Annotated in this window: 13 protein-coding genes; 2 read left to right on the top strand and 11 right to left on the bottom strand. The window is 41.1% G+C overall.

Going from position 1 to position 14,141, the window contains the following annotated elements; all coding sequences use genetic code 11:
- Positions 1-90 precede the first annotated feature (90 nt).
- Positions 91-846 (top strand): type I 3-dehydroquinate dehydratase, encoded by a 756-nt coding sequence (gene aroD, locus AC1Z3S_RS09070; RefSeq protein WP_461740283.1) that lies wholly within the window; start codon positions 91-93, stop codon positions 844-846.
- A 330-nt stretch (positions 847-1,176) separates the two neighbouring features.
- Here the strand turns inward: aroD and AC1Z3S_RS09065 are convergent, their stop codons facing one another.
- The 4 genes from AC1Z3S_RS09065 to AC1Z3S_RS09050 form a co-directional block, all read right to left on the bottom strand.
- Positions 1,177-1,476, bottom strand: a complete 300-nt coding sequence (locus AC1Z3S_RS09065; protein WP_461740104.1) for a DUF2316 family protein — start codon at positions 1,474-1,476, stop codon at positions 1,177-1,179.
- Between the two features lie 207 nt (positions 1,477-1,683).
- Positions 1,684-2,064 carry a hypothetical protein gene (locus tag AC1Z3S_RS09060; protein ID WP_461740103.1) on the bottom strand — a complete coding sequence of 127 codons (381 nt, stop codon included), beginning with the start codon at positions 2,062-2,064 and terminating at the stop codon, positions 1,684-1,686.
- 281 nt (positions 2,065-2,345) lie between these two features.
- A complete protein-coding gene (locus AC1Z3S_RS09055; RefSeq protein WP_461736195.1) occupies positions 2,346-3,005 on the bottom strand; it encodes an amino acid ABC transporter permease in 660 nt (219 codons plus the stop codon).
- Positions 3,005-3,862, bottom strand: a complete 858-nt coding sequence (locus AC1Z3S_RS09050) for a transporter substrate-binding domain-containing protein (protein ID WP_461740102.1) — start codon at positions 3,860-3,862, stop codon at positions 3,005-3,007. The genes AC1Z3S_RS09055 and AC1Z3S_RS09050 overlap by 1 nt, the downstream gene beginning before the upstream one ends.
- A gap of 651 nt (positions 3,863-4,513) precedes the next feature.
- On the opposite strand from AC1Z3S_RS09050, the gene AC1Z3S_RS09045 reads away from it, so the two are divergent.
- Positions 4,514-5,005 carry a flavodoxin family protein gene (locus tag AC1Z3S_RS09045; protein ID WP_461740101.1) on the top strand — a complete coding sequence of 164 codons (492 nt, stop codon included), beginning with the start codon at positions 4,514-4,516 and terminating at the stop codon, positions 5,003-5,005.
- A gap of 123 nt (positions 5,006-5,128) precedes the next feature.
- On the opposite strand, the gene cls is transcribed toward AC1Z3S_RS09045, so the two are convergent.
- The 7 genes from cls to AC1Z3S_RS09010 form a co-directional block, all read right to left on the bottom strand.
- Positions 5,129-6,604: a cardiolipin synthase gene (gene cls, locus AC1Z3S_RS09040; RefSeq protein WP_461740100.1), complete on the bottom strand. Its 1,476-nt coding sequence runs from the start codon at positions 6,602-6,604 to the stop codon at positions 5,129-5,131.
- Between the two features lie 124 nt (positions 6,605-6,728).
- On the bottom strand, positions 6,729-7,694 hold the full coding sequence (locus AC1Z3S_RS09035; RefSeq protein WP_461740099.1) for a TMEM175 family protein: 966 nt from the start codon (positions 7,692-7,694) through the stop codon (positions 6,729-6,731).
- Positions 7,695-7,804: 110 nt separating this feature from the next.
- A complete protein-coding gene (locus tag AC1Z3S_RS09030; protein ID WP_461740098.1) occupies positions 7,805-8,263 on the bottom strand; it encodes an S-ribosylhomocysteine lyase in 459 nt (152 codons plus the stop codon).
- A gap of 217 nt (positions 8,264-8,480) precedes the next feature.
- A complete protein-coding gene (locus AC1Z3S_RS09025) occupies positions 8,481-10,676 on the bottom strand; it encodes an alpha-galactosidase (protein ID WP_461740097.1) in 2,196 nt (731 codons plus the stop codon).
- Between the two features lie 343 nt (positions 10,677-11,019).
- Positions 11,020-11,850: a carbohydrate ABC transporter permease gene (locus AC1Z3S_RS09020; RefSeq protein ID WP_461736188.1), complete on the bottom strand. Its 831-nt coding sequence runs from the start codon at positions 11,848-11,850 to the stop codon at positions 11,020-11,022.
- 15 nt (positions 11,851-11,865) lie between these two features.
- The gene (locus tag AC1Z3S_RS09015; protein WP_461736187.1) at positions 11,866-12,732 is read right to left on the bottom strand and encodes a carbohydrate ABC transporter permease; all 867 of its coding nucleotides are present in this window, start codon (positions 12,730-12,732) and stop codon (positions 11,866-11,868) included.
- 24 nt (positions 12,733-12,756) lie between these two features.
- Positions 12,757-14,028 carry an extracellular solute-binding protein gene (locus AC1Z3S_RS09010; RefSeq protein ID WP_461740096.1) on the bottom strand — a complete coding sequence of 424 codons (1,272 nt, stop codon included), beginning with the start codon at positions 14,026-14,028 and terminating at the stop codon, positions 12,757-12,759.
- Positions 14,029-14,141: the final 113 nt, after the last annotated feature.

The following is a 14,141-nucleotide window of genomic DNA, read 5'->3' as shown; positions in this document are numbered from 1 at the left end:
CTTGAAAAGAATATTTACAATGGTACTAGCTACTATACAAAGTTGAGGCACTCCTGCCGCAAGTGAAATGAAGGAAAAGGATTGATTGATGTGAAAACCGTTAAAGTAGGAAAAATTGAAATTGGCTCAGGCCTGCCGAAAATTATTGTCCCGCTGGTGGGGCAAACCCGCGATAAAATTATCGAAGAAGCCCAGCTCGTTGCCCAATTAGATTGTGATTTAGTCGAATGGCGGCTAGATTTTTATCAAGACGTTTGCAATTTTCCTCAGACTCTTGCCTTAGTTAAGGAAATCAAAAACATTATCGCTAAACCGCTACTGGCAACGTTTCGCACCCAAGCAGAGGGTGGTGAGATGGCTCTGCCAACGGAGGATTATTTTGCTCTTTATCGTGCATTGATTCATGATGCGCAGATTGATTTGTTGGATGTGGAATTGTTTTTACCAGCGGAACCCGTGGCAGAAATTGTCGCAGCCGCCCAAGCAAACGGTATTAAAATCGTGATGTGCAATCACGATTTTCACGCCACACCGGCCAAGGATGAAATTATCAGCCGCTTGCGAAAAATGCAGGATAAACACGCCGATATTTGTAAAATCGCCGTCATGCCGCAAAATGCCGCTGACGTGTTGGTCTTACTCAGCGCCACCGAGGAAATGAAACGAAAATTTTCTGATCGACCGCTAATCACCATGTCGATGGGCGCTTTAGGCATGGTCAGCCGAGTCTCCGGTCAAGTCCTTGGTTCAGATGCGACATTCGGCGCTGCCAAAACCGCCTCAGCCCCCGGACAAGTGCCAGTTGCTGAATTAAGAAGTATTTTGAAAACTTTACGAGTGGAATAACATTAATTTATAGGGAGATTTCCTCCTTTGAGGTGCTATTTCTCCCGTGGTTTAGGAAGTCTTTTACGCAAACTATAAATTGACACACTTACTACCTACTTGAAATGCATAGTTTTGAATGCTTAGTTCTCACTAAACTAATATTCATTTGATATTTAGTTCTAAACAAATTGATACTCGTTTAAATGTTTAAAACTAATTAAACACCTATCCCAGCTTGTTTTTTGCAAAAAAATAACCAGACGGCTGACCTTCTGAGCACTCTTCAACAGCTTTATTCGCTGTGTGAAGTTGCTCTTTAGGCCAGTTATCTGGCTTTATTTTTATCGTTCAGCTAATCTGCTTGGTTAAAACCTTTTGACTATCGATAAACCAATAGTCCTCTGGATTCCCCTTTAATGCGGTGAAGGGAACGGGGGTTTTTCCCTGTGCCCGAACTTTTTCCAGTAAGTAATTCCGCAAAATCCAGACATCTTCGATTGCTTTTGGTTTTAACATCAAGAGACTTTGTAAAGTTGTGACTGAAATTTGCAAATCTGCTGCAATTTCACTTTCGCTTAAGCCGGTGAGTTTGATATTTTCAACAAATTCTTTTTTAGTCCGGCGACGTTCTAATGGATTCAGTGACATAAGATAACCTTCTTTTCTAAACAAACCTAAGTTTACTCTACTCCCCACCAGCTTTTTTAGCAAATTAATTTGCCGGGTTTAGAGGATTTTTTAGATTTTTTTATCTAGAAGCTTATTTAGAAAAACTAAAAATACAATCCTTGATCATTTCTAACTGTTTCCTCAAACTGATGTCCTCTGAGAATTTTTCTTTAGAGAAGCAACACTTTAATTCTGATGGGCGCTGAAGGGTAGTTTGCATTTTAATGTAAGCAGTAGGTACAAAGCACTGCTGAACTGAATTGCCCCGACGAAGAAAAAAATTACATGCAGCGGTGTAACGCTCCAGAGCATCAGACATTGGATGATAATCCACAGCATTAAAATGCCCCCCATTAAGACCGCAAAAAAGACTGCGCTGGCCTGCTTTTTTAAAAACAGCAGGCCGTTCACCAAATTACCGCCGCTTAAAACTAGCAAAAGAAACAAGCCCGGAATTAAAAAAGTTTGAAAGGGCGAATTTTTAAGGGCCTCTGCCGTCAGTCCCATACTCTCTGCCGCTCCGGGAATCAAAGCGGCCAGACTACCAAAAAAAGCGCCAATTGCCATGAAAAAATTGATACCTACATTAACACGTCTAAAAAGTTTTATCTGCTTGATGGTGCTCTCCCCAATTCTGCTAATCGTTTCCTTTGATTATAAAGAAAGACTCAGCTGATAGAAAGGTATTTCAAAGAAAATCAACCTGTTAGCTGACACAAATTGTAACTAATAATCTGAGGAACAAGGGTTTCATATTTTTGCGGTGACCGCTATTTTTTTCGCAGACAGCAAGTTTCTAGTTCTTAGCTAAGAAAAAGCCCTCGCCAAAAAAGCGAGGGCTAAACAAGCTATCCATATCTTTTGCTGTAGAAGAGTTCCAAGCGTTTTTGGAAGAACTCAATAATCAAACACAGCATCCAATAAATTAAGGCGACTAAAATATACATCGACATATAATCAAAGGTGCGGCCGCCGACAATCTTAGCCTTTTGAAAAATATCCGGTATCGTAATCATCGCCGCCAGTGAAGTCCCTTTAATAATATCGATGGCGACATTACTCAAAGCCGGCACGGAAATCCGCACCGCCTGAGGCAAAATAATCAGACGCATCACCTTGCTAAAAGGCATGCCCAGCGCATAGGCAGCATCCCATTGACCAGAGTCAATTCCGACAATCGATCCTCGATATATTTCACCGATAAAGGCGCTGCTGGTTAAAGTGAAACAGATGATCGCAGCCGTTAAAGCATTTAGTCGGTACGGCAGGCCGAAATACAAAATAAACAACAGCACTAAAGCCGGCACGCCCCGCAAAAAAGAGATATACACTCTGACGATGGCATTGATGACTTTATTTTTCACCAGACCTAAGACTGTCAACAAAATTCCCAAAATATTCCCCAGCAGAAATGAAGCAGCTGCTAAGCCGATTGTATAGGACAAACCGCTTAAAATAAAAGGTAGCGACTCCCACATCAAAGCAAAATCAAGCTTGGGAATATACATTAGTCCACCGACACCGTTTCCGTGATTTCCACATCAGGCTTAACTGATACATCAGCATTAAAGTATTTTTCAGAAATTTCTTTTAAAGTCCCGTCTTCTTTCATCTTGGTCAAAGCGGAATTAATTTGCTCCTGTAAAGCTTGGTCTTCTTTATCCATTAAAAAGCCAGATTCGCTTTCGTTAAAATAGACATCTTCTAAAATTTTGACAGGAATATCCGGCAGTGCTGCTACTGACATTTTTTGCAAGTAGTAATCATTTAAAATAACGTCGGTCCGGCCATTGGCTACATCGGTGAGGTATTGGTCATTAGTCGCATTATCATAGGTGACTAATTCTGCACCATAAGCTTCGGCAATTCGCATATAGCTGGTATTTGGTTCACCAGCGGCTTTTTTCCCTTGCAAATCTTCCAAAGAAGCAATCCCTGAATCATCACTTTGTCTGACAATCATGCTGTCAAAAGAGTATTTATAAGGCTCAGATAAACTGAAATATTTTTTTCGATCCTCAGTGCTCAAGCCAAAATCATTGGCAGCGAAATTACTTTCGCCATTTTGCACAGAGGTCACCTGTCCATCGACGTTGTATTCTTTAAATTCAATATCCAAATCCAAACGATTGGCAACTTCTTGGGCAATCTCAACATCATAACCAACTAATTCGTTATCATCATTGTAATAAGAAGAAGGGTAAAGTGTTCCTGATGTTGCCACTACAATTTTCCCAGCTGATTGCACGTCGCTCCAACTAGTATCGGCTTGGGTACTCGAAGTTGTTGATGAAGAATCACTGCCGCAGGACACCAAAAATAAAGTTGCTGCCGCAATTGTCAAACCTGTTAGCCATTTTTTCAAAATCATATCCCCCTGATGGTTTTTTAACTTCTTTTATAACACATTATCAGTCTGTTACATAACAAATTATTCGTCAAATAGAAGTCTCATACATAATAGCAGAGACCCTGATTCTCGACAAGAAATTAGCGTTTTCTAAAATGCAAAATAAGCACAGTTTTATAACCTGTGCTATTTTATAAATCGTCTTCAAAATTTTAATTTTATCAGCAAGTATTTGCTGATGAACCCAGCTTAAAACCATTAGTCGCTCTTTAAATGGTCTAGCCTTCTCAATAGGAACTAACAACATTCAAAAATTGCCGCCAAAAAATAAAAAGGTAAATAGAAAATAAAACAGTAGGCCCCCGCCAAAGATTAGCAAAAAATAGACAGTCTTCTTCGTTGTTTTCGTAACAGTAGTTTCCTTTTTGATTTTTCTAGCCAGAAAAATCAATCCCACAACATATAAGACAAGTAGAAAAATTCGCCAAAGCATTTCAAATCCCCACCTTCAATAAAATTTGCTAATTAAAGTATAGCATGTTTTAACCTAATAGCTTGCTTGGTAGCGAAGGCATTAACCTGCTGCTTTGAACTTTTCAGCCTTACCATCTTGTTATCTTGTGAAAAAAATCCTATAGTTAAAGAAACGAACAAAAGGAGCAGCGGATGAAACTTGCGATTATTTATTACACCCACGGAGGACATACCAAAAAAATGGCGGAATGCATCGCTCAAGGAATGAGCGCTTCGCCTGTTGAGGTGCGTTTATTTTCTTTAGATGAAGAGTTGGATGTCGCTTATTTAAATGACTGCGCTGGAATTATCTTTGGCACGCCGACCTATCTCGCAACGGCCCATTGGCGAGTATTGGAATGGCTGACCACCAATCATTCCGTAAAACTTGGCGGCAAATTAGGCGGCTGTTTTGCCACTGCCCATTACGCGCAAGGTGGCAGTGATTCTGCTATTATGGCGTTGACGGGCATTTTACTAACGAAGGGCATGCTCGTCTATTCCGGCGGCTCAGCCTTAGGCAAGCCCTTTATCCATCACGGCCCTGTCGCCTTGGATGCAGTCGGCAATCACTTTGAAGAAGCTCAGGAAATGTTTACGATTTTCGGCGAGCGCTTTGCCCAAAAAGCGCTGGAACTTTTTTAAAGGGCAGAAATTTTTTTAGTATGAGTTCCCTTACAATTGCATAGCAAAAAACCATCAGCTTTCTGTTAAATAAAAGCTGACGGTTTTTTGCGTTATATTCGCTTTAAAAACTTTACTTAAATGCTACAAAATCGGCGATAGCAAGCGGGAAAAACTTTGCTTGAAGCGCAGCCACAGCGATTGCTTTTTAATAATTTCATCGGTTAGCAGGATACAGTTCTTCATATCTTCTGTAAAAACCTTCCCGAGTTGGGCTGCGAAATCCGGATCATAGATAAAAACATTGTCTTCAAAATTTAGTGAATAACTGCGGGTATCTTGATTGGTGGAGCCGATGGTACAAATTTCATCATCCACCACCATCGTTTTGGCATGCATAAAGCCGCCCCGCTTATCCAAACCATCATATTGATAGATTTTAATTCCTAGCCGATGCATATAGTTTGCATGGTACTGGGTGGCCCGATAAATAAAAGGGTGATCCGGTTTATTGGGAATCATCACCTTTACATCAATCCCCGAATGGGCCGCTACTAAAAGCGCCGTCACCATACTATCATCAGGAATAAAATACGGGGTTTGAATCCAGACCGATTTTTTTGCCGCTAAAATCATGCGGATAAAGCCGCCCTTGATAATATCAAAGCTGGAATCGGGACCATCAGCGACCACCTGGACAGCTGAGGTTCCCGGACAATCCTGGTCGATTTCCGGAAAATAAATTCCGCTGTAAGGCAGCTTGCGACTTTTATCTGAAATTGAAGCATTCCAGTCCATGATAAAAATTTCCTGTAAAGAGCGCACGCCAGAACCCTTCATTCGCAGATGAGTGTCCCGCCAATAACCGAATTTTTCGGTCATCTCTAGATACTGGTCGCCGACATTAAAGCCGCCGGTCCAACCGATTTCTCCATCTATAATCACAACTTTTCTGTGCAGGTGATAATTCAAGCGGGTTTTTAACACTAAATTCTTAGACGTGATAAAAGCCGCCACTTCTCCGCCAGCCGCTTTAAAGGAATCAAACCATTTGGGCTTTGAATTAGCGCCCCACGGATCGTAAATAACGCGGACTTCAAGGCCTTCTTTGGCTTTTTCAGTTAAAGCCTTCAATAATTTATTGCCGATGCGGTCATCAAAAAAAGCATAATATTCAACATGAACGGTATCCTTGGCTTGACGGATATCCTCTAGCAGCGCCGCAAATTTTTCCTGTCCATCTGTAAAAAGTTTTAATTCATTCCGCTTTGCTAAAGGCGCCCCATCCATATTGCTGAAATAATGAATCAGCGATTGCAGATTTAAGTTATCTGCTTCGATGTTTTCATTATTCACCAGATGATTGTCTTGAGAAATACTGCGGCGAATATCCTTAAGCTCATTTTTTTCAACATCAGTTTTCCCAAATAACTCTTTGCGGTTAGTCAAACCGCGGCCGACAAAGGCATACAAAATAAAGCCCAACACCGGAATTAAGACTAAGGTTAACAGCCAGGCCAAAACACTGGCGATACTGCGGGGCTTTCGAAAAACGGTAATAATCGCCGACACCGTATTGATGAAGATTAATACCAACAGCACAATTTCAAATATTCTCATTTCGTTCCTCCTAGATACTCCCTAATCATACCAAATAACCCGATTACTTTGAAGAAATTCCGTCAGCTCAGCTAAAAAGCTGTCTGTTAAAATCTTCTAACTAAAATTATCTAAACTATAAAAATTATTTTTTAGGCTTGCGGTGTCTTTCCTGCTGCTGTTGTTTGTGTTGCTGCCGCTGAAAGCCCCGCTCTTGATTTTGCTGCATCATGGTCACCCGTTTGCGAAATTTTTCCTGTTCGCTGGTCAGCCGTTGCAGCTCATGCTCTAAATGATTTCTTTCAGAAGCGTTACTATTTGCCAAACGCTCTTTTGTCTGTTGAATCTGGCCGGCTAATTGAGCCTCCCACTGCTGATTAAATTGACTCCACCACTGAGCGTCCGGCCGCTCGCCATTTTGCTGATACTCCTGCAGTGAATTACGCAGCAGCTGGGAATATTTTTTCATAGGATTACCCCAGACTTGACCTCGCTCCTGCAAATAATATTCCTTTTGCTCGCCATCCATCTGCTTGACCAAACTGTCTTCTTCTCGATCGACAATATTTTGCAAAAAGGAAACAATCGGCAGAATCAAATAAATTACCAGACCAATCTGCACAAAAAAGTGCCCAATAATCAGTAAGGTTAAACGCAGACCGACATCGATTCGATTGCGCCCCTTCAAGACTTCAATTTGATAGGCCTCCACTTTTTTCTCGGCGATAGCTTGCTTTGTCAGACTCATAATCAAAAATTGCGTCAACAACAAAACAATCAGTGTCAACACGCCATAAATCAGCATCACCTGAGAATTCGTGTCTTCAATTAAAAGTCCCGTCGACATCGGTACTAACGATAAGAAGAACAGTGAAAGAAGATAAATAACTAAGTCGCGATTGGTGACTCGTTCAACTTTATTAAAGCTTTGGGCCGTCTCAAACCAAAGATTAGCCACAAAACAAAAACTGATAAAATAAATTCCTACTCCGCGAAACAATTCAGGAAAATTAATCACGCCGCTATGGAGGTCCACCGGCAATTCCAAAACCATAATCGTCAAAATAATTGCAATAACTGCATCACTAAATAAAACTACCCGTTCTTTCATTCGCTAAGCTCCTTTGTTAGTCTCACCATTTTACTCTATAGAAGGCTTTTTGGGCAAAAATAAAAAGCCGCTGTGCTAAAAAAGCACGGCGACTTCTTCATTTTAGGAAATTAAGCAAATACTTGGCCCCATTCAGACCGTTTCGCTAAAAATTCTTCGGCAAGAGTTTGGGCGCCCGCCAATGTATGACTAGCTGCCCAGCCGCATTGAATTTCATTGCTCGCAGGTACTTCGGTGGCAGTTAAGACATCTTTCATCGTCAGCTCTAAAACATCCATGATTTCAGCTATATCCTCATGATTTAAGACAGTCAAATAAAATCCAGTTTGACAGCCCATCGGCGACCAATCCACGATGTAATCTGCGTGATTACGAATTAATTCCGCCGTTAAATGTTCCAAAGAATGCAGCGCCGCCATCTCCATATGCTCTTGGTTAGGCTGTTTCAAACGCACATCATATTTGACAATGACATCGCCACTTCCGCCCGTCTTGCGGTCAGCCACCCGCACATAAGGGGCCTTAACCTTCGTATGATCTAAATTAAAACTTTCCACGTTCATTTTCATGATTGATTCCTCCGTAAAAGGTGCAACACAAGCTGACTTTGCTGTCAGCCTTGCAAAGATTTTAAAAACTGTCCATATTTTACCATGTTTGAAGGCTGTTGTGTTATTGGGATTTTCCGGTGGCTAAATGCTACTTGCAGCCGCAAAAAAAAGCTTGGCAAATCCTTCTCAAACTTCGAAGAATGCACCAAGCTCTTATTTACTTTTTTCACATTTTTTATTGCGCCTGCAAATGTAAAATACTCGATTGGAAATCACCGTTAAAGTTCAGGCCCATATACAGTCCTAAATTCATCAGCTGATCCCCCTTCGCTTTTAAATCAAGGCCATCGCCAGTCACATGATAGGTATACTTGGCGTCCAAGCCGGCTAATTGCAACACTTCAAAAGGCGCAACCGCTTCGGCCAATGTTTGATAATAAAAGACGAGAGCTTCTTTGCGGTCTGGGGCAATAAACATCCATGCCGTTTGATTTTTTTCAAAGGGACTGCGTAAACGGATAAATTCTCCGTATTGAATCAATTGCCGATGCTTTTTATAAAAAGCTACCTGCTCTTTAAATTCGGCTTTTTCCTCTGGCGATAATGTTGTCAAATCTAATTCATAACCAAAGACCCCAGACATCGCCACCGCTCCCCGAGTTTGTAAACTCGTAATCCGGCCAGTTTGATGATTCGGCACCGCTGCAACGTGAGCCCCCATACTAGAAATCGGATAGACCAAGCTGGTGCCGTATTGAATTTTCAAGCGGGAAATCGCATCGGTATTGTCGCTAGTCCAAACCTGCGGCATATAATACAGCATCCCTGGATCAAAACGGCCGCCGCCGCCAGAGCAGCTTTCAAATAAAATATCAGGATAGGCCTGAGTCAGTTTTTCTAACAAATCATAAAGCCCTAACATATAACGATGGGCAACTGTTCCCTGTTCCTCTGCTGTCAATAAACTCGAGTAAACCTCTGTCATATTGCGATTCATATCCCATTTAATATAATCGATGGGCACCTCATCTAAAATATTTTTCATCTGCTGGAAAATATTTTCCCGCACGTCGGCTCTGGAAAAATCTAAGACAAACTGGCCCCGTCCCGGTGACATTGGCCGACCGGGTACGTGAAAGGCCCAATCGGGATGCGCTTTAAACAGTTCGCTATCTTCAGAAATCATTTCCGGTTCAAACCACAGGCCAAATTGCATCCCGTTTTGTTTAATTGCTTCAGCTAATGCCTTTAAGCCATGCTTTAATTTGCGGCGGTCCTCCACCCAATCCCCTAACGAGGAATCATCGCTGTCCCGGTGACCGAACCAGCCATCATCTAAGACAAATAATTCAACGCCTAAATCCTTGGCTTCATCGGCAATTGCCATAATTTTTTGATCATCAAAGTCAAAGAAGGTTGCTTCCCAGTTATTAGCCAGAATCGGCCGCTCTTGATTGCGGAATTTGCCCCGCACTAGACGATTGCGATACAGCTCATGATAGGCCTGAGACATTTGATTCAAGCCTTGACTCGAATAAGCCATCACCACTTCTGGAGTCACAAAGCTTTCACCGGCAGCTAGCGGCCAGTCAAAGCCAAAGGAATTAATGCCCATTACAACCCGTGTTTGATCGTAGGCATCCTTTTGAATAATCGCTTCATGATTACCGCTATAAACTAAAGAAAAACCATAGACATCGCCAACTGTTTCAGTTGCATGGGGACTTAACAAAGCCACAAAAGGATTTTCAAAATGGGAACTGGAACCCCGTTTGCTATCAATTTTTTTGATGCCGTGGTGGACTACTTCCCGTTCAATTGTGCGCTCTCTGGACCAACTGCCGCAAAGATGCAGCAACTCCAAATCTCTTTTCGGAAAATCAAGACTGCTACTGGCCAATTTTTGAATGTGGACCGTCTGCTCTCCGACATTGCGCAATTCGCTCCAACGGGAAACAAGCGGCTGATCAGCAAAAATTGTATAATACAAATCCAAATACAAGCCACCAACTTCATCCTTTAACGTCACCTTTAAAGTATCCGCTTCAGCATCGGCTTCGACATAAGTCGCCGGTAAATCTTTTAACTTAGGCTTACCGGAGATAATTTCATATGAATCATAACGAAAATCACTAATCGTCGAGCCATCCGGATGGCGAATCATCTGAGCTGGCTCACGAAAATCACCATTTCCATGACCGGGAAATTCCTGCAGGACAGTATCTAAAGAAAAAACCCGTTCAGTTGAATTTGGCAAATTAGCCGCAAACGACCGATCCACTCGCGGAAAGCGAAAGCCCTCTTGATAGTCTGCAATTTTTTTGCCGAAATACAAATGGCTCAAGATGCCCCCTTCTTCAATATAAAAAAGGTAGCTAATGGTCTGGTTGGAAAGATGGAAGACCCCATTTTCCACGCGAATACTTTTCATAAATTCTCCTCCTAGATGGTACCAATATGTAATTTTTTTGAAAAAAAAGGCGAAGATACTCAACCGATCCCCGCAATTTTTTCTATCCGTGAATTCCTCAGCTGAAATTACCCGTACCGCTTGAAATGTGAGACAGCTTCTGCTGAGGATCAACTTCGTTTTTTAACTATTGTCATCAGTAAATCCTGATTGTTATTAATTGCAACTTTTTAAAGTTCAATTACCTCAACAAGCTCCCCTTCATTGTAACGAATCTTGCGATTGATGAAAAGACTGCCGAGGCGATTTTATCAAGAAACTCATCAGCTATTTAAGCTAACAGCGGAAGTTTACTGCTACTGTTTTATTTGACAGAGCCATTGGTCATACCGGAAATAATATTCTTTTGGAAGACCAGATACACGATTAAAATAACGACAATCCCCACCACGTAAGAGGCAAAAGATGGCCCAAAATCGTTTAAATATTGACTGGAGTAATTGTATTGGAATAATGGCAAGGACCAGTTGGAGGCATCCTTGTTTAAAATAATCAAAGGGAGCAAAAAGTCATTCCAAATCCACAAAGCATTGACAATTAGAACTGTCGCATGCATCGGTTTCATCAAGGGGAAGATGATTTGGAAATACATCCGCAGCTTGCCGGCACCATCAATTTCCGCCGCTTCATCAATATCCACCGGTACGGTATTTTTAATGTAGCCCACATATAAAAACAACGTCTGCGGTACCGAGTAGGCGAGATACAAAATAATTAAGCCGGTGATGCTAGATAAATTCAGCTTGGTCATCAAGCTGGCAATCGGAATCATGATAATTTGAAATGGCACGAAAATCCCCAAAATCAATAAGGTATACAAAATCGCAAAAGCTTTGCGCTTTGAAATATTTCGGGCAATTGAGTAAGCTGCCATTGGTACAAAGAGCAAAATCAAGAGAATCGACACGACGGTAATCGTCACAGAATTAAAGAAATATTGACTGATGCCGTCATCTAATAAACGGGTAAAGTTATCCCAAGTCAAAGGACTCGGCAGTCCCAGAAAATCGGTTTGAATTTGCTTTGTTTCTTTTACGGAGCTGGTAATTGTCAAAATCAAAGGAATTAAGATTAGAACTGCTCCAACGAATAAGAATAAATAATTAAAAATTGCACTTTTCTTCTTTGTTTTCATTCCTGACTCACTCCTTTAAATTTCAAAACGCCGTGATATTCTGATTTGCACCAGTGAAATCACCATGACAATCAAGAATAAGACTAACGCTAAGGCATTGGCATAACCAAATTTATTACTCTTAAAAGCGTAGTTGTAAACTAATAGCCCGATTGATGTGGTCTTATTGCTCGGGCCGCCACCGGTTAAGGAATAAATCAAGTCAAAAGCAGTCAGGCCATTTTTCAAGGCCATGATAAAGACCATGCTGATTGATGGTAGTAAAAATGGCAGTTCAATATGGGTAAAGGATTGCCATTTATTGGCTCCGTCAATTTTACCAGCCTCAAGAATTTGCGTCGGAATACTTTGCAAACCAGCTAAAAAGATTACGACTGGAATTGCAATTCCTTGCCACAATGCGACAAACAGAACGGCGGCAATCGCCGTTTTTTCATTGGCTAAAAGATTGACCTTTAAAAACTCAATATCAAAGGATTGACCAATTTGCGTTAGGCCATAGCTGAAAATTTGTCGGAAAATCAAACCTAGAGTCACCGTACTTAAAACAGCCGGGAAAAAGTAAAGGGTTCTGAAAAAACCGATGCCTTTAAATTTATTATTTAAAACCCGGGCGATAAAAATACCGATTACAATCTCACCGACAATCAGCCCTACCGTGAAAATCACGGTAAAGCTGATTGCGCTGGTGAATTTTGCATCTGATAAAATTGCTTTAAAATTATCAAAACCAATAAAATTGAAATCAGGAGTTAAGCCAGTCCAATCGGTGAAGCTATAGAAGAATCCTTGAAACATTGGAAAATAAAAGAAAATTAATTGTAATATCAAAGGGACGATGATAAATAAGTATCCCCAGCTATAGGATTTTTTCTTTTTCATGGTTTAACCTCTTTCAATCTTTAATTATTTCATCGTATCTACAAATGTGTTCAAGCTAGAAACAAATTGGTCTGCATCCCCATTTAAAATGTAGTCAACTGTCAATAGACCAAAGTCAGTTTCTGAGGACCAGTCTTTTGCCAACCACACGATTTGATTGTCAGTACCAACCAATTCAGTGACACCTTCTGTTTCAGGGAATTTACCTTCTGTATCGACGCCATCCACTAAAACTGGTCCGCCGTCAACGTCGTAGTATTTTTGCATTTCTTCTGCGCTAGACACAAATTTAACAAATTTTTCTGATGCTTCTTTATGTTCAGAGGTTTCGCTGACAGCCAAAGCCAAGTCAGCCGCACCTGCTGTTAATTCTTGACCTGCTTCATCGCCAGGGAAAGCAAACATGCGGATTTCAAAATCTGGTTCCAAGGCTTGGATTGCTGGTAAAGCCCAAGTACCGTTGATTAACATTAAGCCGTCGCCACTAGCAAATGAAGCAATTGAATCATTGTAAGCTGCCCCAGCTGCATTCGCTTGGTAGTTGTCCCGCACGATATCTAATTTAGATAAAACTTCTTGAATCACTGGATCGCTGACTTCAATTGAATCTTTTGGCGAATCCAACAAGAAAGCATTAGCTTCGTCATAGCCGCCAGTTGTCGTAGCAAAAGCTAGTTGGTCAAAACCAATCATAAAGCCGGCTGCATCACTGGATAAAGCTGCTGCAAATGGTGTTTCACCAGCATCTTTAATCGCTTGAACATCTTCTTCAAATTCAGCAAAGGTCGTTGGTGCTTCAATGCCTAATTCTTCAAAGGCAGTGGCATTGTAGAAAATGCCATAAGCATTATTGGATAACGGTACAGCATAATCTTTCCCATCAATTGCATAGGTTTCAGCCACGCCGTCTTTGACATTATCTAATAAGTCTGTATCAGTTAAATCAGCAAACACGCCACTTTCAGCCCAAGTTTGGAAATCTTGTTGGTGAGGATAGACATGGACAACATCTGGTACGTCACCGCTGGCCATTCTAGTTTTTAACACTGTTGCCCCATCAGGTACATTCGTTAATTTAACAGTAATATCAGGATTTTCGGCTTCGAAATCTGCCACAATTTCCTTCATCGTGTCGAGCATTTCTTGCTTTTGAAAGAAAAATTCAATTTCTTCTTTATCACCTGAAGTACCGCTGTCAGCGCTGGATGAATTGGAAGAACTACCGCAGGCGCTTAAGCCGCCGACCAATCCCAAAGCTGCAACCGACAGTAACACATTTTTTGTAAATCGTTTCATTCTTTCGTCCCCCTAATATAGTAAACGTTTAATTTTTGTTAAGCGTTTCCACTTAACTTGTTTACAACATATTGTTTACTAAACTAATTGTCAATAGTTTTTTCATAGAATCT

The organism is Enterococcus sp. LJL90, assembly GCF_056924355.1.
This window is presented reverse-complemented; position numbering and strand designations above follow the sequence as displayed.